Source organism: Streptococcus mitis (genome assembly GCF_902159415.1).
Lineage (GTDB): Bacteria > Bacillota > Bacilli > Lactobacillales > Streptococcaceae > Streptococcus > Streptococcus mitis_BG.
On the sequence record NZ_CABGJU010000001.1, the window covers coordinates 654,030 to 672,826 of the forward strand.

The 18,797-nt window shown below is 38.7% G+C and carries 21 protein-coding genes; 9 read left to right on the top strand and 12 right to left on the bottom strand.

Features of this window, described 5'->3' with window-relative positions:
• Window positions 1-74: 74 nt before the first annotated feature.
• From FN031_RS03535 to FN031_RS03560, 5 genes are all read left to right on the top strand, one after another.
• Window positions 75-575 carry an SMI1/KNR4 family protein gene (locus FN031_RS03535; RefSeq protein WP_142557628.1) on the top strand — a complete coding sequence of 167 codons (501 nt, stop codon included), beginning with the start codon at window positions 75-77 and terminating at the stop codon, window positions 573-575.
• Window positions 576-718: 143 nt separating this feature from the next.
• Window positions 719-1,093: an RHS repeat-associated core domain-containing protein gene (locus FN031_RS09150; RefSeq protein ID WP_142557630.1), complete on the top strand. Its 375-nt coding sequence runs from the start codon at window positions 719-721 to the stop codon at window positions 1,091-1,093.
• A gap of 90 nt (window positions 1,094-1,183) precedes the next feature.
• A complete protein-coding gene (locus tag FN031_RS09195; RefSeq protein ID WP_142557632.1) occupies window positions 1,184-1,510 on the top strand; it encodes a hypothetical protein in 327 nt (108 codons plus the stop codon).
• A gap of 133 nt (window positions 1,511-1,643) precedes the next feature.
• Window positions 1,644-1,940, top strand: a complete 297-nt coding sequence (locus FN031_RS03550; RefSeq protein WP_142557634.1) for an Imm40 family immunity protein — start codon at window positions 1,644-1,646, stop codon at window positions 1,938-1,940.
• A 302-nt stretch (window positions 1,941-2,242) separates the two neighbouring features.
• Window positions 2,243-2,818 (top strand): DUF416 family protein, encoded by a 576-nt coding sequence (locus tag FN031_RS03560; protein ID WP_142557636.1) that lies wholly within the window; start codon window positions 2,243-2,245, stop codon window positions 2,816-2,818.
• A 229-nt stretch (window positions 2,819-3,047) separates the two neighbouring features.
• On the opposite strand, the gene ftsY is transcribed toward FN031_RS03560, so the two are convergent.
• The 7 genes from ftsY to rnc form a co-directional block, all read right to left on the bottom strand.
• Window positions 3,048-4,442: a signal recognition particle-docking protein FtsY gene (gene ftsY / locus FN031_RS03565; protein WP_142557638.1), complete on the bottom strand. Its 1,395-nt coding sequence runs from the start codon at window positions 4,440-4,442 to the stop codon at window positions 3,048-3,050.
• 3 nt (window positions 4,443-4,445) lie between these two features.
• Window positions 4,446-5,264: a Cof-type HAD-IIB family hydrolase gene (locus tag FN031_RS03570; RefSeq protein WP_142557640.1), complete on the bottom strand. Its 819-nt coding sequence runs from the start codon at window positions 5,262-5,264 to the stop codon at window positions 4,446-4,448.
• Window positions 5,264-6,055 carry a Cof-type HAD-IIB family hydrolase gene (locus tag FN031_RS03575; protein ID WP_142557642.1) on the bottom strand — a complete coding sequence of 264 codons (792 nt, stop codon included), beginning with the start codon at window positions 6,053-6,055 and terminating at the stop codon, window positions 5,264-5,266. The genes FN031_RS03570 and FN031_RS03575 overlap by 1 nt, the downstream gene beginning before the upstream one ends.
• 120 nt (window positions 6,056-6,175) lie before the next feature.
• Window positions 6,176-6,754, bottom strand: coding sequence for an HD domain-containing protein (locus FN031_RS03580; protein WP_142558605.1), 579 nt, complete (start codon window positions 6,752-6,754; stop codon window positions 6,176-6,178).
• A gap of 180 nt (window positions 6,755-6,934) precedes the next feature.
• Window positions 6,935-7,594, bottom strand: a complete 660-nt coding sequence (locus FN031_RS03585) for a trimeric intracellular cation channel family protein (RefSeq protein ID WP_142557644.1) — start codon at window positions 7,592-7,594, stop codon at window positions 6,935-6,937.
• An 88-nt stretch (window positions 7,595-7,682) separates the two neighbouring features.
• Window positions 7,683-11,222: a chromosome segregation protein SMC gene (gene smc, locus FN031_RS03590; protein WP_142557646.1), complete on the bottom strand. Its 3,540-nt coding sequence runs from the start codon at window positions 11,220-11,222 to the stop codon at window positions 7,683-7,685.
• Window positions 11,213-11,911, bottom strand: coding sequence for a ribonuclease III (gene rnc / locus FN031_RS03595; protein WP_142557648.1), 699 nt, complete (start codon window positions 11,909-11,911; stop codon window positions 11,213-11,215). Before rnc ends, smc begins: the two co-directional genes overlap by 10 nt.
• A gap of 153 nt (window positions 11,912-12,064) precedes the next feature.
• On the opposite strand from rnc, the gene FN031_RS03600 reads away from it, so the two are divergent.
• The 4 genes from FN031_RS03600 to FN031_RS03615 are packed head-to-tail and all read left to right on the top strand — an operon-like array spanning window position 12,065 to window position 14,470.
• On the top strand, window positions 12,065-12,397 hold the full coding sequence (locus tag FN031_RS03600; protein ID WP_045615678.1) for a putative DNA-binding protein: 333 nt from the start codon (window positions 12,065-12,067) through the stop codon (window positions 12,395-12,397).
• A 2-nt stretch (window positions 12,398-12,399) separates the two neighbouring features.
• On the top strand, window positions 12,400-12,615 hold the full coding sequence (locus FN031_RS09160) for a 2-oxoglutarate:acceptor oxidoreductase (RefSeq protein WP_142557650.1): 216 nt from the start codon (window positions 12,400-12,402) through the stop codon (window positions 12,613-12,615).
• A gap of 17 nt (window positions 12,616-12,632) precedes the next feature.
• On the top strand, window positions 12,633-14,198 hold the full coding sequence (gene ffh / locus FN031_RS03610) for a signal recognition particle protein (RefSeq protein ID WP_142557652.1): 1,566 nt from the start codon (window positions 12,633-12,635) through the stop codon (window positions 14,196-14,198).
• Window positions 14,199-14,221: 23 nt separating this feature from the next.
• A complete protein-coding gene (locus FN031_RS03615) occupies window positions 14,222-14,470 on the top strand; it encodes a SemiSWEET family transporter (protein ID WP_142558607.1) in 249 nt (82 codons plus the stop codon).
• A gap of 193 nt (window positions 14,471-14,663) precedes the next feature.
• Here FN031_RS03615 and FN031_RS03625 read toward each other — a convergent pair whose 3' ends face one another.
• From FN031_RS03625 to holA, 5 genes are all read right to left on the bottom strand, one after another.
• Window positions 14,664-15,554, bottom strand: a complete 891-nt coding sequence (locus FN031_RS03625; RefSeq protein ID WP_142557654.1) for an RluA family pseudouridine synthase — start codon at window positions 15,552-15,554, stop codon at window positions 14,664-14,666.
• Window positions 15,544-16,005, bottom strand: a complete 462-nt coding sequence (gene lspA / locus FN031_RS03630; RefSeq protein WP_142557656.1) for a signal peptidase II — start codon at window positions 16,003-16,005, stop codon at window positions 15,544-15,546. The genes FN031_RS03625 and lspA overlap by 11 nt, the downstream gene beginning before the upstream one ends.
• Window positions 16,002-16,910: a LysR family transcriptional regulator gene (locus FN031_RS03635; RefSeq protein ID WP_142557658.1), complete on the bottom strand. Its 909-nt coding sequence runs from the start codon at window positions 16,908-16,910 to the stop codon at window positions 16,002-16,004. The genes lspA and FN031_RS03635 overlap by 4 nt, the downstream gene beginning before the upstream one ends.
• Before the next feature lie 156 nt (window positions 16,911-17,066).
• Window positions 17,067-17,672 (bottom strand): superoxide dismutase SodA, encoded by a 606-nt coding sequence (gene sodA / locus FN031_RS03640; RefSeq protein ID WP_142557660.1) that lies wholly within the window; start codon window positions 17,670-17,672, stop codon window positions 17,067-17,069.
• 69 nt (window positions 17,673-17,741) lie between these two features.
• The gene (holA, locus tag FN031_RS03645) at window positions 17,742-18,779 is read right to left on the bottom strand and encodes a DNA polymerase III subunit delta (RefSeq protein ID WP_142557662.1); all 1,038 of its coding nucleotides are present in this window, start codon (window positions 18,777-18,779) and stop codon (window positions 17,742-17,744) included.
• Window positions 18,780-18,797: the final 18 nt, after the last annotated feature.

An 18,797-nucleotide genomic window follows, 5' to 3' on the forward strand; every position in this document is an offset into this window, starting at 1 on the left:
CACCCTCAACAGGAATAATTAACTAGATTGTTTCTAGATAATAGATATAAAAATTGAACGAAGGATATTAATTTATGGATAATTTCAAAAAAATTCTTGTAGATATACAAGATTTAATCAAATCTAGTAATGGAAACTTAATTAATTATGGAAAATCAAATTTTATTTTTAAAAAAAGATATGATGTTTCTTTAGATGAGATAAATGATTTTGAAAAAAAATATAAAGTCACATTCCCTAGAATATATAGAGAATTTCTTCTAACAGTAGGATCTTGTACTTTGTTTCAAGATGAGTTACTACCTGGATTCGATTTTTTAGCTCCTAACGAGCTTTATGATTGGTCACAACAAGTTTTTGAAGGAACTGATTGTAATTTATTCCCTAATATCTTAATTACTATTTCCATTCCAAGAACTGGCGATCAAGCTGGTTTCCTTCTTACAAAAGAAAATGAAAATTATGGTGTTTTTTTTCCTGATATTCCTCCTGAAGAGTGGGAAGAGGATACTGAATTTGAGAAATTTGAAAACTGGCTAGAAAACTTGATGAAAGAAAAACTAGAGGAAATTTAAAAAATTTTGAATAACCAATTGAAAAAAATATTTATTATTTAGAAAATCTAACAAAAATAATACCATGCCGTCTGAAAACACTATCCTAAACCTTTTCAGACGATCTTGAAACCCCAACCCACTTCGTTTGGGACGGCAGCCATTTGCTACAGGAAGTACACCCGAACAGCAGGTATATCTATATCTACACCGATCCCGACAGCTACGAACCTTTGGCACAGTTACACAACCGAACCAACGAAGACGGAGAAAGCCACCAACAAACCCACTACTTCCAGTGCGACCAAATCAGCATCCTGAGGGAGATAACGGACATCCACGGCAATCTCTTATTTTACGGCGAATACACCACCTGGGGGCGTCTGAAAGAAGAAACCAGAGTAACGGATAACGCATACCAGTCCTTCCGATTGCAAAACCAATATGCTGACCGTGAGACAGAGCACCACTACAACTTCTTCAGGTACTATGAGCTTGACTACGGAAGATTCACCAATCAGGATCCGATTGGGTTGTGAGGTGGATGTAACTTTTTCCGATTTGCGCCGAATACTCAAAGTTGGATAGATCCAAGTGTAAATATAGCTTTTATACCGATTCTAATTGCGATGGGAGTGGATGCACTTCCAGGTGCCGCAACGGATGCAGGTATGCAAGTCGCTTCTAATGTAATTAATGGTAAAGAATGGAATGATATTGATTATGGAAGTGTGGCACTTGGATCTGGTATCGGTGCGATAACAGATCCTGTTTTAGGCAAAGCTGCAAAATTATGTGTTGGCAAGTGTCAAGCAAAAAATTTCTTTAAAGGGACAAGATACACAGAAAAAGTTAAAAACAGGCTTCATCAGGAGATTATCATAGTTGCCCTAAGGTTGTTGATAGTTTCTCAAGATATGGTAAAGTATCAAAAATTAAAGGTGATGATGGAATAACACGACAAAAACTAGAAATACCTGGAAGATATAAAGGAAAAGAAGGGGTTTTTGAATATATATAAGAGTCAAATGGCAACATTAATCACCGTTGATTTAAACCTAATTAATAACCACTGGAGTATATTTATGAATGAATAAATTAATTAGCATTTATATTAATAATGGAGTCAGTTTATTTGAACAAGGAGAAAATACTGTAATTATACCTATAGAATTATCTAATGATATTATAGATGTTTTAGAAAATTTAAATTTTTTTATTTTAGGAGGAGATTTATATAAAAAAAATAATAATAAATTTGAACATACCTATGATAATTGGTATTATGAAGGAAATATTCAAAGTGATAGTATTATAAATACTAGAGAATATCTAGATAACTTTAAAAATAATCAAAATTTATATGTATCATTTGTTTTCAAATAAAACTGTCAGCAAGCAGAGATTGAATTGAGCTCCTGCTTAAAGTGTCTGAAACAAAACCAACCGTACCAACCGCGACAAACTAGTCATGCCCAGCCACAAAAGCATACTTTCCCACACTGCCACCAAATCTGCCAGATCGCTGATGCATTCCTCCTCGGCTAGTATGGAGCCGCAGCTTTTATTCCGACTAATACGGGATAGGCTGGCTCGGCGAATGCTGGAGCGTGCCGGGCTGCCCGCACATCATCCGCAATGTGGCCGGATTGGTATCGGAAAAAGACGTAACATAGAAAGGTGCTAATATGGAAAAATATGAAGAAAAAGTAAAAAAGGAATTAGACAATTTAACAAATACACAAAGATTACTTTTTGGAGCATGTTGCATCGATAGAATTTTACATTTTATAGAAGATTTTGATAAGTTTTTAGAAGAAAATCATATTAAAAGAGTAACTAAAGAACCATATTTTTCCTTATGTACTGAGTTGCTAGATAGAATGTTTTTATATATTAGTATAAACAAAGAAATTTCTCCTGATAAGATTAAAAAAACGTTGAATATATTAAATGAAATTATTCCTGACACAGAGGATTTTTCAGATAACGTGGCTATATTTACACAAAATTCTATGATAGGATTATCATATCTATATGATTTCGTAAATAATAATGAATTAATTTTTATTATAAATTGTAGTGATAAAGTAATTGAAACAATTGATATTATGTATTACGAAACAGGTTATGAACAGCTTGATATGTATTATGAAGAAGAATATAAAATACAATTTAATTGTATTGAAATGATAAAAACAAGGACAGATACAGCCAAATTACGTAAATATAATCAATTAACTATAGTGAATAACAGGCCGTAACCTGTGTACTGGGTGCGAAGGGTATGCATGCGTTTTTTTGTTCCAATATCCTATCAGGCCGTCTGATTCCCAACCAATTTCAGCCAACTTTCAGACGATCTTTGTTGTATTGCGTTCAACCGCCGCTACAGCTACGATCGCACCTGCAACCTGACATCGCCTATCGTAAGAATGGTCGACTAGAATAATCAAAAACAATCCTGCAAGAATTCTTGCAGGATTTTCTTTTTTATAGTAGACCTTCTAAAAGACCCTTCATAAAGTTTTCTGAGTTGAACTCACCAATATCGTCAATCTTTTCACCAAAACCAATTAGCTTAACAGGGATATTGAGTTCCTCACGGATAGCAAGAACAACCCCACCTCGGGCAGTCCCGTCAATTTTTGTTAAGACAATCCCTGTAATAGGAGTAATTTTTGAGAATTCTTTAGCTTGTACAAGAGCGTTTTGCCCAGTTGACGCATCAAGAGCTAAGAAGGTTTCATGAGGTGCTTCTGGCACTACGCGTTTGATGATACGACCAATCTTTTCCAATTCTGCCATTAAGTTTTCTTTGTTTTGCAGACGGCCAGCTGTATCAATCATGAGAATATCAATACCTTCTGCTACTGCTCGCTCCATCCCATCAAAGACAACGCTGGCTGGATCGGCTTTCTCAGGACCAGTTACAACAGGGACATCTACACGACGACCCCATTCTGCTAACTGAGCAACCGCACCAGCACGGAAGGTATCAGCTGCAACCAGCATGACTTTCTTACCAGCTTGTTTGTAACGGTGTGCCAATTTTCCGATAGAAGTTGTTTTCCCAACACCATTGACACCTACAAAGAGCATGACTGTCAAACCATCTTGGAAGTTAATGCTTTCATTGTAGTTGCCATCTTTTTCGTAGAGCTCCACCAATTTCTCAATGATAACACGACGAAGGGCTTCTGGTTTCTTAGCATTCTCAAGCTTGGCTTCATAACGCAATTCTTCTGTAAGATTTGAAGCCACCTGCACACCAACGTCACTCATGATCAGTAGCTCTTCTAGTTCTTCGAAAAACTCTTCATCAACTGAGCGGAAATTAGCAAAGAAGGCATTCAAACGGGCACCGAATCCTGTACGAGTTTTCTTTAGACTGCGGTCATACTTTTCCTGTACAGTTTCTTGAACCTGATGGCTATCCTCGATCACTAGATATTTTTCCACTTCCTCGGTAGTCTCTGGTTCAAGTTCTTCAGTGATTTCAACTTCTGTTTGGTTTGATTGAGCTTGATAAACCTCTTCAACATTACGATCACTTGAAGGGATTTCTTCAACATGAGTCGAGTCCTCTCGAGGACTTTCTACCACTTCCACTTGATTTAGCTCTTCTTGAGGAACATCAACTTCATCAACTGACTCAATAATAGGTTCTTCTACAACCTCTGTTTCAGATGATCCATTATCGATTTCTTCCTGATTTTCTTCTGGTAAGTTGTCTTCTACAGGCTCTTTAGTTTGGATATCTTCAGTTACTGGTATCTCTGTTAGCTCACTATCATCCGATAAATCAATGTTTTCTAAAGCTTCTTTGACAATATCCTCAATCTTTGGTTCTTCTATTTTTCCAAATAAACGGTCAAATAATCCCATTCTTTAGTTCTCCTTCAGTACGTATTTTTCAATGGCCCAGGCAACAGCTTCCTCGTCATTGGTCATTGGTGTTACCACATTTGCTACAGCCTTAACTGCTGGAACTGCATTTTGCATGGCTACACCGAGACCGGCCCACTCAATCATAGAAAGGTCATTGGCCTCATCTCCACAGGCCATCACCTGGCTTTGATCGATTCCTAGGTGCTCAATCAGTTTGGCTAAACCAGTCGCCTTATGGACATTCTTTGGTGACCATTCTAGCAAGAGTTCACGAGATTTAAAAATCTCATACTGGTCGTATAATTCTGGTGAAATCTTTTGAATAGCTTCATCCAAAGGCTCCTGAGGAAAGGCAGTCACACACTTATTGTATGTCACCTGACTAGACAAGTCTTCAAAAGCAGTTGGAACAAAAGTAAGAGCCGGGTTAAACTGGGCATATAAACTTTCTTGGTCAGACTGAATCTGATAAACTGTTCCTTCTGAAATGGCATCTAAGGGGATTCCTAGCTTTTCAGTTTCTTCATAAATACGTGTCACATCATCAATTGAAAAAACTGTCTTATCAAGGATTTCACCTGTATTTTTCTGAACCAAGCCACCATTAAAGGTAATGGTATACTCATCCTCATGACCATCTGTACCAAGCTCTTTCAGGAAGAAATCCATGGCCTTGAGGGGACGTCCAGTTGTCAGCACTACTTTGACACCCTGCTCACGCACAGCCTTCAAAGTCGCCTTGGTACGATCCGTCAATTTCTTGTCTGTCGTCAGCAAGGTTCCATCTAAGTCTAGGGCAATTAATTTAATATCTGCCATTATAATCCCTCCATATAGGCTATAACTGATTGGTCCTTATGGTGACCGATAACTGTTTCAGCTAGTTCCAAAATCTCTGGACGGGCATTTTCAGGTGCGACTGGGTGCCCTACAACTTGCATCATGTGAAGATCATTAAGATTATCACCAAAAGCCATCACCTGGTCCATATCTAGATTTAACTTCTTAGCCAATTCGACAATCGCAACTCCCTTGTCCACATAATCAAGAACAATATCAATGGATTCAAAACCTGTCGTCATTGCCTTAACACCAGGAACATGTTCATTGACCCAAGCTTCGCCAGCTTCTACTGTCTCTTCTGTAAAGTTCGTCGTGAATTTGAAAATTTCATCGGTGATATCTTCTAGACTAGCTACTTTTTGGATGTTTTCATTGTAATGATGACTAAACATGAGATAGGTTTCATCAACCGTATCTAGAACATAACAAGCTTTCTTACCAGTCAAGAGCATCTTCTTTTCATCAAAATAAGGTGAAGTCTTTAGCTTTTCAAATGTTGATAAGTAAAAATCTCTAGGCATGGTCGCTTCATAAAGGTCTTGTCCATGAAAACGAACCAGACTCCCATTTTCGGCGATAAAAATAATCTCATCTTTGAGATCCGCAAAATGTTTCTCTAAAGACAAAAGGCCACGTCCTGATGCTACAGCAAAGTAAATTCCTTTTTCTTTATAAGAATGGAGAAGCTTTTTTAAACGCTCCATATCAAATTGGCCAGCTTCATCCAAAAAAGTCCCGTCCATATCAGTTGCGACTAGTTTAATCATAAATACTTCTATTCTCCAGTTATAAATCTATCTTCTATTATACCATAGAAAAAGTAAAAAAGACGTGCAGGATTGACACGTCCTTGTATTCTATAAATCTATCCGTAGAGCCAATTGTTATTATAAATATAAGCCCCTTTCCACACTTTCCTTAATCAAATCTTCCGTCAGTTTCCATAATTCTTCTGATTCACTTTTTATGAACTTTTTCTTTTCTAATACCATGTCTGCACTGATATTATCAGGGTTATAATTTAATTCTGACACTTCTAAGTGATTTATCAGTGGTACTAATGCATCAATTACTCTTGCATATCTTGCTTCAGCACTCTGTCCTTTTTCAAATTCCAACCACAAATTTTTCATATTCAAATATTTCTCTTCTGGAAGGAGGCTCATTGTTTTTTCTATAGATTCTAACTCTCTATCATGAGAATGAACCTTTTTTTCATCATCAAAAACCCAAGTATCTCCGGCATAAATCTCACCTAAATCATGAATCAATAACATAGAAATAACTTTTTCCATTTTCAACTTTTCAGGATAATAATCTTGAAGAACTATAGCAGCTATAGCACCTTGCCAAGAATGCTCGGCACTATTTTCAAATCTTCCATCAAGGGTTCTATTAAATCTTGTTACTGACTTTAACTTCTCTATTTCTTTAATAAAATCGACTGAATTCTTTAAATTACTCATTGTAGCTCCTATCTTATTTAAAATTTTAGATATAATACCAAAAAATATTAATTTCATCAAATATTTCCCGTATTTGCAAAAAATAAAATAGCGCCTAATCCATACGAGATTAGACGCTTGATTAAACTTGTAATTTATAAAATATTTATCAATCGAGTGATTGAACTTTCCTACTATCAATCAATTCCAAGTCTTTTTATCCATATTTGGTAAAGAGAGCTTAAACTTAATAATACAGAGTCGAATCACAAAACCGACAATTGAGAGAATGATAAAAGCAGTGATTCTTGGAAAGTGAAGGACAAAGGCCAACCAGTAATAAACAACGCCAATTACAAAAGATAAAAGGGCATAGATGTCCTCTTTTAGAACACTTGGGACCTCATTGATCAAGAGGTCTCGGATGATACCACCGCCAGCACCTGTTAAACAGGCCAAAATCCCTGCAGACATCAAGTTCAATTTACTATCAGCTAAGGCAGTAGCTCCAATCAAGGAAAAGATGATTAAGCCAATTGAATCAAAAATGAGATAAGCTTCTCTCAGCCACTTGTAGAATTTTTTTTCTTGACTAGCATGGGCTTGTTTAGATGTCACAAAGGCATACATAATAACAGCCACAAGAATAGAGACATAAATCGGGCTAGGATCTGCTAGAGAAGCAGGAAAACGACTGATAATAGAATCTCTTATAATTCCTCCACCGACTGCAGTCACGATAGCTAACAAACTGATTCCAAAAATATCTAATCGTTTACCGAATCCTTTAATGGCACCTGAAGCAGCAAAAGCTATCGTACCGATATAGTTACAAACCATTAGAAATAAGTCAAAATCCATAGAATCTCCTCGTTGATATAAGTTAGCCTTCTCCTATATTGAAGGCACTTAGAAATCTTATTCTCAGATATGATTAAATGAATTTTAACTAAGCATCCATATTATCAATATCTTTTAATTTGACTGAAACAATCTTAGAAATACCAGATTCCTGCATGGTAACTCCATAGATTGAGTCAGCTGCCGCCATAGTTCCCTTACGGTGGGTAACGACGATAAACTGACTATCCTTATCAAATCGATTAAGATAATCTCCAAAGCGTTTAACATTGGCCTCATCGAGTGCGGCCTCTACCTCATCCAAAATAACAAACGGGATGGTCTTGACACGAATGATTGAGAAAAGCAGAGCCAAAGCTGACAAGGCCTTCTCTCCACCACTCATGAGGTTGAGAGATTGAATTTTCTTACCTGGCGGTTGAACAGAAATTTCAACACCCGCTGTCAATAGATCTCCCTCAGTCAGGATTAGATCTGCTTGACCACCACCAAACATCTGCTTGAAGGTCACTTTAAAGGACTCACGAATAGCTTCAAAGGTTGATTTAAATCGTTCCTTCACTTCATCGTTCATCTCTGTAATAGTTTCAAGAAGAAGATTTTTAGCAGAAAGAATATCATCTCGCTGACTATTCAAGAATTCCAAGCGTTCGTGTACTTCGTCAAACTGTTCAATGGCGTCCAAATTGACTGGACCAAGTGAACGAATGGATTTTTCCAAATCCTTGACCTTTTGTTCAGCGACAGCCAAGTCTTCTAATGGATTGGCTTGTTCTAAGGCTTCCGTATAACTAATCTGGTATTCTTCAGTCAGTTGGCCTTGAAGATAGCGAAGGCGGTCCGTAATCTTCTCTTTAGTCGCTTCCGCTCGAGTTTGTTTACGAATCCATTCTTCATTTTGCTGACGAGCTTGTTCTAAATGACTAGCAATATCATCCAATTGACCTTCAATATCGTCCAGTTCAAACTGCTTACGAATGAGCCCTTGTTGAATGTCTTCCTTCTGACTCTTGGCTTCTGATTCCTGCTTGGCCAAAAGTTCTGTATCAACTTTTTCAAGATTGTCTACCTTTTCTTGGAGAAGGCGTTCGATTTCATCTTGCTCCATATCAAGGTATTCAAGCTCTTTGTTAATCCGTTCAATATCCGCAACTTCGTAACGTTTTCGCCCTATCATTTCTGTTTTGAGAAGACGTTCTTGAGAAATTTTATCCTGCAAGCTTTGGTAACGTTCCTGGATAGCATTTTTATTGGACTTGATTTCTTCAATCTCAGACTCCAGCTTTTGCTTTTCAGTTGCGATGATTGAGAGACGTTCTTGGCATTTTTCTTTTTCAGCTTGCCAATCTCCACCTCTGAGATTAGTTAATTCTTGCTCCTGAAGTTTTAAGAGTGTCTCAAGTTCTTCGACCTGCTGGCAAGTTTGTTGATAAGCAAGATACAAGCCTTGCTCTTCTATACGAGCTTGTTCCCCTTTGGACTTAATAGTCTCCAAAGTTTGACTAAGTTCGTTCAAGGCTTCTTGAACTGATTTCAGATTTTCTTCCTCTTGACGAAGAAGCTTTTCTTCTTGAGCAATCTCTTTTTGCAACTGCTCCAATTCAGGCTTGATGAAAATACTGTTATTTTGACGATTGGCACCACCAGCATAAGAACCACCTGTTCGCAATTCTGTACCATCTAGCGTTACCATTCGAACCTGATAACGTACCTTGCGAGCCGCATCACGCGCATGCTCAACTGTGTCAAAGATAGCTGTGGTAGCTAACAGATTTTTAAAGATGGCTTCATGTTTCTTATCAAAAGTGACCAATTCATCTGCCATGCCAAGAAAACCTGGACTTGAAGCTATCACATCTTGGTTCTGACTAGAAATGCTACGAGCCTTAATAGTTGTCAAAGGTAGGAAGGTCGCACGACCAGCTCGATTTCGTTTAAGGAAGTCGATAGCCTTAGTCGCAGCCTCTTCATCTTCAACGATGATATGTTGGCTACTTGTCCCGAGGGCAATTTCGAGGGCTGTCTGATAACGAACATCAAAGGTTAAATGTTCACTGACCGCTCCGACAATACCACCCAAGCGACTCTTTTCTTGTAAAACACTCTTAACACCCGCATAGAAATTACTATGGTTTTTTAGAATATTTTCCAAACTTTGCGCTTTAGCCTGCTTGTTTTTCAGACTATCTAAGCGATCGAAGAGTTGATTTTGCTGACTTTGATAAGCCTGCTTTTGTACCTCTTCCTGTTTAGCATTGGCCTGATAGTCAGCAAGTAAGGTCTGTACTTCTTCTTTCGCTGTTTTTAGGGCCAGCTCTTGATCAGTAGCCTTAGACTTGGCAGAAGCCAATTGTTCCTTCAAGGATGCTAATTGTTCTTCTTGCTTTTGAGTCTGTTGGCGACTATTTTCAAGGTCATTCTCAATCCGTGTCAACTGATTAGAGACATCCGCCTCTTCCTGCAAGAAAGCAACAAAGCGCTCACGCAGTTGCTCAATCATCTGATCTGGATCATCAGAAAATGCTACTAACTCAGCTTCTAAACGATTGAGTTCTTTCGTATTGAGAGCTAGATTTTCTTCTAACTGACTGAGATTCGCTTCTTTTTCTTCCTTCTCTTGAATAAGAGCATTTCTCTTTTCATCCAAACTAGCTAAACGAGCTTGAGCCTCTTGTTGATTGAGAGCAACCTGCTCTGTCTCCAGTTTAGACAAGGCCAATTTCCGTTCTAAATCACTGATTAGAGCAGTCAAATCCATCAAACTAGTTTGATCTTTAGCCATCTCTGCTTGTAAATCTTGTCTCTGCTTCTTGAGAGATTGATTTTCAAGTTCTAGTGACTCGTGTTTTTGATAATAACTAGTCAACAGTTCTTGGACTTGATTTAATTCTTCTTCTGTTACATCCAATTCAGCCTTATTGGCTTGAATTTGTGCAACCAAAACATCCAAGTAGATACCTTTACGCTGACTGTCCAAGTCCATAAATTTGCGAGCTGTTGCTGCTTGCTTTTCTAAGGGCTTGATTTGATTGTCTAACTCATAGATGATATCTTCCAAGCGATCTAAATTGTCTTGAGTTTGTTGCAGCTTACTTTCTGTTTCTTTGCGACGAGTTTTATATTTCAAGACTCCCGCCGCTTCTTCAAAAATAGCGCGACGTTCCTCAGGTTTGGAGTTAAAGATTTCTTCGACCTTCCCTTGGGAAATAATGGAGAAGGAATCACGTCCAAGTCCGGTATCTAAGAAAAGATCATGAATATCACGAAGACGGACTTTTTTTCCATCAATCTTGTATTCACTGTCTCCTGTACGGTAGATGTGACGCTCCACCTTGATTTCCTGGCCTGCATCTTTGATAAAGCCGTCCTGATTATCTAGAGTAACAACTACAGAAGCATAGTTTAATGGTTTTCTACTTTCTGTCCCTGCAAAGATAACATCAGGCATCTTCCCACCACGAAGACTTTTGACACTGGATTCCCCAAGAGCCCAGCGTAAACTTTCTGTGATGTTAGATTTTCCAGAACCATTGGGTCCTACAACTGCTGTTACTCCTTGGTCAAAAACAACCTTGGTTTTGTCAGCAAAGGACTTAAACCCCTGAATCTCAATTTCCTTTAAATACATGAATCCAGTCCTTCCTCAACTGCATTTTTAGCGGCTTCTTGTTCGGCCAATTTTTTAGATCGTCCTTGACCCCTACCTAAACTTTGACCCTCGACAAGGACTTCAACCTCAAACATCTTATCATGGGCAGGACCATTTTCCGAAATCACCTGATAACGAATATCGACATCACCATTGACTTGGAGTAATTCTTGAAGGTGGGTCTTGTAGTCTTTAATCATTTCAAAGTCACCGGCCTCAACCTTCGGTATCATGACCTGGTAGATAAACTCTTTTACTGTAAGTAGATCCTTATCTAAAAGCAGGGCACCCAAAAAGGCTTCGAAAGCATCTCCCAAGATGGTATCTCGATTACGGCCTCCAGATTTTTCCTCTCCCTTTCCTAGCTTGATAAACTCGTCAAACTGGCAGTCACGGGCAAAACCAGCTAAACTCTCTTCACGTACAATCATGGCACGGAGTTTAGACAGGTCACCTTCTGGTTTTTTAGGATATTTTTTGTACAGATATTCTGAAATCAATAATTGCAGAACAGCGTCTCCTAAAAATTCCAAGCGTTCATTGTGTGAAATTTTTAAGAGGCGGTGCTCATTGGCGTAACTAGTGTGAGTAAAAGCTGTTTCAAGTAAATGTTTATCTGAAAAAACAAGCCCAAAACGTTGCTCTAACACTGATTCTAATGCTTTCATGTTAACCTCTTTCTAAATCATTATAATCCTATCCATTATATCAAAAAAAGACCTTATCGTCAGAAAATAAGAGTAAAAAAACTTAATTACAACTGCTATCTAAAAACTATCCCTAGCTAGCGAATCAGGCTATTTTTTGGTATAATAAATCTTATGGAAATTGAAAAAACCAATCGAATGAATGCTCTGTTTGAATTTTATGCAGCCCTTTTGACTGATAAACAAATGAACTATATCGAACTCTATTATGCAGATGACTATAGTTTAGCTGAAATTGCTGAAGAATTTGGAGTTAGTCGTCAGGCTGTTTATGATAATATCAAACGCACAGAAAAGATACTGGAAGATTATGAGATGAAGCTTCATATGTACTCTGACTACATTGTCCGCAGTCAGATTTTTGATCAGATCATTGAGCGCTATCCAGAAGATGCTTTTCTCCAAGAGCAAATTGAGATTTTAACAAGTATTGACAATCGGGAGTAATCATGGACAGTCTAGTTATTTATCAAGGAATACCTTGCAAACTATTAGCCGCAGAAGAATCATTTCCTACTCGACTACAGATTATCTCGTCCAATGATATCTCCAAAGCTATGCAAATAGGTTTTAGCTGTTGGGGATATCCAAATGAAATCATGAAAGAAATCACACCCGAAGAACTAGAGTGTTTGCAACATTTCGGACGATTTCCACTGAATTGAATAAATAGGAGAAAAATATGGCATTTGAAAATTTAACAGAACGTTTGCAGAACGTTTTTAAAAACCTACGTAAAAAAGGGAAAATTACCGAGAGCGATATCCAAGAAGCAACCAAGGAAATTCGTCTGGCGCTTTTAGAAGCCGACGTTGCTTTACCTGTAGTTAAGGATTTTATCAAAAAAATTCGTGAACGTGCGGTCGGGCATGAAGTCATTGATACCCTCAATCCAGCTCAACAAATCATCAAGATTGTTAATGAGGAGTTAACAGAAGTTCTTGGTTCTGATACAGCTGAGATTATCAAGTCTCCTAAGATTCCTACAATCATCATGATGGTCGGTTTGCAGGGTGCTGGTAAAACAACCTTTGCTGGAAAACTTGCTAACAAACTTAAAAAGGAAGAGGATGCTCGTCCTCTGATGATTGCAGCCGACATCTATCGTCCTGCAGCTATTGACCAGCTAAAAACTCTCGGACAACAAATTGATGTTCCTGTCTTTGCTCTTGGAACTGAAGTTCCTGCAGTAGAAATCGTACGTCAAGGTTTGGAGCAAGCTAAAGCCAACCATAACGATTATGTCTTGATTGATACGGCCGGTCGTTTACAAATCGACGAACTTCTCATGAACGAGCTCCGTGATGTTAAAACTCTTGCTCAACCAAATGAAATCCTTCTCGTCATCGATGCCATGATTGGTCAAGAAGCTGCTAACGTTGCGCGAGAATTTAACGCTCAATTAGAAGTTACCGGTGTCATCCTTACTAAGATTGATGGGGACACTCGTGGTGGTGCAGCCCTTTCTGTTCGTCATATCACAGGAAAACCAATCAAGTTCACTGGTACTGGTGAAAAGATTACCGACATTGAAACCTTCCACCCTGACCGCATGGCCAGCCGTATTCTCGGTATGGGAGATATGCTGACTCTGATTGAGAAAGCTTCCCAAGAGTATGATGAGCAAAAAGCCCTTGAAATGGCTGAAAAGATGCGGGAAAACACCTTTGATTTCAATGATTTCATCGATCAGTTGGATCAGGTACAAAATATGGGGCCAATGGAAGATTTGCTCAAGATGATTCCTGGTATGGCCAACAATCCTGCCCTTCAAAATATGAAGGTGGATGAAAAACAAATTGCTCGCAAACGTGCCATCGTCTCATCTATGACTCCCGAAGAACGTGAAAATCCAGATTTGCTCACTCCAAGCCGCCGTCGTCGAATCGCAGCTGGTTCTGGGAATACCTTTATCGAAGTCAACAAGTTCATCAAAGACTTTAACCAAGCCAAACAACTCATGCAAGGTGTCATGTCTGGGGACATGAACAAGATGATGAAACAAATGGGCATCAACCCTAACAATCTTCCTAAAAATATGCCTGGTGGCATGGATATGTCAGCCCTTGAAGGCATGATGGGACAAGGTGGTATGCCTGATATGTCAGCGTTTGGAGGAGCTGGAATGCCTGATATGAGCCAGATGCTCGGCGGAGGACTCAAGGGTAAAATTGGTGAATTTGCCATGAAGCAATCTATGAAACGCATGGCTAACAAAATGAAAAAAGCTAAGAAAAAACGCAAATAAAAAGGAGAGGTAGAAATAGATGAATAAACAAAATCGTTGGTTCGATCGGTGCCTTTATTGGTATTATCGTTTTCATTGCTTACATTCCACAAATTATTGCTAATTTACAGGGAACCAAGGCCCAACCTTTCCAACCCTTGTCAGCAGCTATATCTTGCTTGATTTGGGTCATATATGGTTGGACAAAGGAACCTAAAAAAGACTGGATTTTGATTATTCCGAATTCGGCAGGTGTCATCCTAGGTGGATTGACTTTCCTAACATCACTTTAATAGAAATCGAACAACGACTGAACTCTACTGGTTCGGTCTTTTTTTGTGTATCACTTTAAACAACCAAAAGATAATTGCGATCGGATTTTGCATAAAAGAGAGTGGGACAGAAATCAGTAATTCACTAGAATTCGATTTCGTCGTCCCACCTCCGCACAGTTGAGAGGCTAGGACTTTTGTCCCAGCCTCTTTTTTAGTTATTTCTAAGTTTTTCCAAAGTCTCTTTGAAGATAGCTGGAATATCGGAAGTAAATTCCATAGTTTCACCTGTTCTTGGATGGGTAAATCCAAGAGTCTTGGCATGGAGAAATTGCCCATGTCCTTTCAAGGTTTTACGAGGGCCATATACCTCATCACCAGCTACAGGATGGCCGATATAAGCCATGTGCACACGAATCTGATGAGTTCGTCCTGTTTCCAGTTGCAACTCTAATAAAGAATAGTCACCAAAGCGTTCTAAGACTTGGAAACGTGTCACTGCTGGTTTCCCTTTGGCAGTAACAGCTTGTTTCTTACGGTCTTTTTCACTACGTCCAATCGGCGCCTCAATGACTCCACGGTCATTGGGAAGATTCCCATGAACAATAGCCCAATATTTTCGAAGAGATTTCTTGTCCTTGAGTTCTTGGGCAAGTGCTAAATGCGCTTCATCATTTTTAGCAACCATGAGAAGCCCAGATGTGTCCTTATCAATACGGTGGACAATTCCAGGGCGCAATACACCATTGATTCCTGATAAGTCCTTGATATGATACATAAGGGCATTCACCAAGGTACCACTGGTATGACCAGCACTTGGATGAACAACCATACCTTGAGGTTTGTTGACTACTGCTACATCCTCATCTTGGTAAATAATTTCTAAAGGAATATCTTCAGCCACATACTCTAAAACTTCTGGTTCAGGAACTTGATAGGTGATGACATCCCCCTCTTGGACCGTATACTTGGCTTTCTTGACCTGGCCGTTGACCAAGACTTGACCTGACTTGATTTGTTCATTAGCGAGACTACGAGACAATTCTGTCAGATCTGACAAAGCCTTATCTAAACGTACCCCGCCTCTTTCAATTTTAATTTCCATTCATTTCCTCTTTTAGCATTGCAAGCAATAACACAACGACCCCTACTGTCAGATAACTATCAGCTACATTGAATATGGCAAAATTGACAAAGTCTAAGTGAAACATATCCACGACAAATCCTTGGCTAATGCGATCAATGAAGTTTCCCAGACCACCTGCAATAATCAGAACCAATCCAAAGACTGTCCAGAGGGAATCCTCTATATGCTTATGCAAATACCAGATAGCTCCAGCCATAACGACTAACGTTATAACTGCAAAAAACCACTGTTGATCTTGTAGCATAGAAAAAGCTGCCCCCCTATTTTGCAGATAGGTTAAACTAACTAGATTTGGGATCCATGATTTGATTTCACCAAGAGCAATATTCTGAACGACATAAGACTTTACCAATTGATCTAACACGATTAAGGCTGCTATGATTCCTGCTACTATTCCTCTTTTTTTCATGCTTTCCTCTTCTGATCAAAATACTCTTGCATGACCTCTACGAATAAAGTTCCCGCTTGGCTCAATTCTACCTCTTCACGTTTGACATAAACCATGCGATTATTGAGATTATCATTTAGTGGAATAACGGTGATCCCGTTAACGCTATCGCTATCTAAGAATCCAGAACCAGTCGCATAAGCATTTGTTCTTTCAAGAATTCCATTTAAAGTAGCGCGATCTGTTACGTTAAACATCTGAGAGCTGGCACTTGTGTCCACAAAGTTTTCTGAGTAATAGAGATATTCATCCTTCTCTTGTGTGAAACGAACTGTTGGCAAATCAACTAAATCATCCATGACCAGTTCTTTTTTCTTAGCCAAGGGATGGCCCTCACGTAAATAAATGTGCGTTTGGAAAGGAATCAACTCAATCACTTCAAGACCTAATTTTTCAATCCGCTGCATGATACCTTTTTGGTTTTGATTGTTGAGGTAAATAATCCCAATTTCACTATGACCTTGGGCTACTTCATCCAAAATCTGAACAGTTGTAGATTCAAAAATACGGAAATTTTTATAGTCTGGGTACCGTTGAGAAAAAGTTGTGATAGTCGGAGGTAAGAAATCATAGTGCTGGCTGGCTATTGAAAACTCATCCTTTTCCTCTTCAGGATTGGCATACTGGTTCTGGAAAATATCAAATCCTTTAACCAACTCTTGGGCTTTTTCATAAAATTCCATTCCACGGCGAGTAAGAAATGTACCCGAACTAGTTCTCCGGAAAATCTTGAATCCTAGCTCTTTCTCCAGATCTCTTACAGAAATAGATAGACTGGGTTGGCTAACGTACATTTTCTCAGCCGCTTCACGAAAAGTACCACTATTTGCAATAGCAACAACATAACGTAATTGTTGAATATTCATGATTTCTCCTTCGTTTTCTATCTTATCATTATACCATAAATAAAGCCTATCCAACAAAGGAAAATCATGAGACAGTTACTTCTAAAAAAGGAAACAAAAAAACACCTTTAAAGCTAGACCCAAAATCCAACTAAAAAGGGGTGTTATCAAATGCGATTATTTAGCTGCTGCGTATAGCTCGTCTACTTTGTTCCAGTTGATCACTGAGAAGAAAGCTTTGATGTAGTCAGGACGCACGTTGCGGTATTTCACGTAGTAGGCATGTTCCCAAACGTCCAAGCCCAAGATTGGTTTTTTGCCTTCTGAGATTGGTGTGTCTTGGTTTGCTGTTGAAGTTACTTCAAGCTTACCTTCTTTGTTAACAACCAACCATGCCCATCCAGAACCAAAGCGTGTTGTAGCTGCTGCAGTGAAGGCTGCTTGGAATTCTTCGAATGAATCAAAAGCTTCATCGATTGCTGCTGCAAGTTCTGCTGAAGGAGCTGTTTTTTCAGGAGTCATCAATTCCCAGAAAAGAGCGTGGTTCAAGTGTCCACCACCGTTGTTGATAAGAGCTTGACGGATATCAGCTGGGATAGATTCTACGTCAGCAAGTAAAGCTTCAAGGTCTTCACCAATTTCAGGGTGTTTTTCAAGAGCTGCATTTGCATTGTTGACATAAGCTTGGTGGTGCTTGTCATGGTGCAAGTGCATTGTTTCAGCATCAATGTATGGTTCCAAAGCATCGTAAGCGTATGGAAGATCTGGTAAGATAATAGCCATCTGTAATACCTCTTTTTCTTTTTATATAAAAATGATAACGCAAACAACCTGTTTTTTCAAGTTTTTTGCTCAATTTAACTGGCTTGCAATCTGCAATAAAGCCTTCTCAAACAGGTAGCCTTTCTCATAAACACCTGTTTTAATTTGGTAATCTGCTTGGATGAGATAACGAATAGAATCCTGCAAGAAATGTAAGGACAATCCTCGCGTGTCACGCAGGGCAAACTTGATTTGATAGAGATTAGGATTACGACCCAGATAGTGACCTAAGTTGCTGACCATTTGAGACTCTGTCTGACCAGACTCTTGCAATATTTTTACTTGCGTATAGAGTCTGAACTGCCCCAGCATAATGGCAATCAGTTTTATCTCATCTTCTCCTTGCAAGGTCAAATCTTTGACTAAATCTCTTGCTTGATCTATCTTCTTAGCTAGGATAAGCTGGGTTAAGTCAAAGATATTATCCTGTAGGGTTTTGGGGATAGCTTGAACGATGTCCTCTTCAGTGATGTGGCCATCAGTCTTGTAGGATTCTAAAAATAAAAGATTCTTTTGAATTTCACTAAATTGAAAACCAGACTTGATAAGTAGATGGTCGAAAGCTTTGTTATCAAATACCAAGCCTTGTTTTTGAGACAATTTTTGAAAATAAGCACGAATCTCCTGCTCTTTTGGCTCAAGAGCTTCAAATATCTTAGCATCTCTCTTGAGAAGTTTAACGAGACGTCTCTTGCTGTCTAGTTTACCTTCTGCAAAAATAACTAATTTACTGGTAGGAGATGGATTTTCTAGATATTCTTCAAAAGACTTGAGTTCATCATCCGAGAGATAACGTTTTTTAGCAGTTGTAATATCCAAAAAGTGATCTAGGATCACAATCTTTTCATCCGCAAAGAAAGGGAGGCTAACCAATTCTAACTCTACATCCTTGTAGGAAACTTCCTTCATATCAAAATGTGAGAAATTAAAATCAGCTGGATTATAACCAATTTGCTCTAGCACTTGAACCTTCATGACTTCAAACTGTCCCTGATCATTTCCAGTAAACAGAGTTAGTGCAGGTAAGTTATCTAAGGTCAACTGCTGACTTTCTTCAATGGCGAGCATCTCTTCTCCTTAATTCTT

Bases quoted from the DNA above. Each gene is read 5' to 3' on its own strand.
- holA (WP_142557662.1), bottom strand. From the start codon at position 18,779: ATGCTCGCCATTGAAGAAAGTCAGCAGTTGACCTTAGATAACTTACCT.
- ftsY (WP_142557638.1), bottom strand. From the start codon at position 4,442: ATGGGATTATTTGACCGTTTATTTGGAAAAATAGAAGAACCAAAGATT.
- FN031_RS03570 (WP_142557640.1), bottom strand. From the start codon at position 5,264: ATGGCAGATATTAAATTAATTGCCCTAGACTTAGATGGAACCTTGCTG.
- sodA (WP_142557660.1), bottom strand. From the start codon at position 17,672: ATGGCTATTATCTTACCAGATCTTCCATACGCTTACGATGCTTTGGAA.
- FN031_RS03635 (WP_142557658.1), bottom strand. From the start codon at position 16,910: ATGAATATTCAACAATTACGTTATGTTGTTGCTATTGCAAATAGTGGT.
- FN031_RS03580 (WP_142558605.1), bottom strand. From the start codon at position 6,754: ATGAGTAATTTAAAGAATTCAGTCGATTTTATTAAAGAAATAGAGAAG.
- FN031_RS03585 (WP_142557644.1), bottom strand. From the start codon at position 7,594: ATGGATTTTGACTTATTTCTAATGGTTTGTAACTATATCGGTACGATA.
- FN031_RS03560 (WP_142557636.1), top strand. From the start codon at position 2,243: ATGGAAAAATATGAAGAAAAAGTAAAAAAGGAATTAGACAATTTAACA.
- FN031_RS03535 (WP_142557628.1), top strand. From the start codon at position 75: ATGGATAATTTCAAAAAAATTCTTGTAGATATACAAGATTTAATCAAA.
- FN031_RS03575 (WP_142557642.1), bottom strand. From the start codon at position 6,055: ATGATTAAACTAGTCGCAACTGATATGGACGGGACTTTTTTGGATGAA.
- FN031_RS03550 (WP_142557634.1), top strand. From the start codon at position 1,644: ATGAATAAATTAATTAGCATTTATATTAATAATGGAGTCAGTTTATTT.
- FN031_RS09160 (WP_142557650.1), top strand. From the start codon at position 12,400: ATGGACAGTCTAGTTATTTATCAAGGAATACCTTGCAAACTATTAGCC.
- smc (WP_142557646.1), bottom strand. From the start codon at position 11,222: ATGTATTTAAAGGAAATTGAGATTCAGGGGTTTAAGTCCTTTGCTGAC.
- FN031_RS03600 (WP_045615678.1), top strand. From the start codon at position 12,065: ATGGAAATTGAAAAAACCAATCGAATGAATGCTCTGTTTGAATTTTAT.
- ffh (WP_142557652.1), top strand. From the start codon at position 12,633: ATGGCATTTGAAAATTTAACAGAACGTTTGCAGAACGTTTTTAAAAAC.
- FN031_RS03625 (WP_142557654.1), bottom strand. From the start codon at position 15,554: ATGGAAATTAAAATTGAAAGAGGCGGGGTACGTTTAGATAAGGCTTTG.
- FN031_RS09195 (WP_142557632.1), top strand. From the start codon at position 1,184: ATGGGAGTGGATGCACTTCCAGGTGCCGCAACGGATGCAGGTATGCAA.
- lspA (WP_142557656.1), bottom strand. From the start codon at position 16,005: ATGAAAAAAAGAGGAATAGTAGCAGGAATCATAGCAGCCTTAATCGTG.
- rnc (WP_142557648.1), bottom strand. From the start codon at position 11,911: ATGAAAGCATTAGAATCAGTGTTAGAGCAACGTTTTGGGCTTGTTTTT.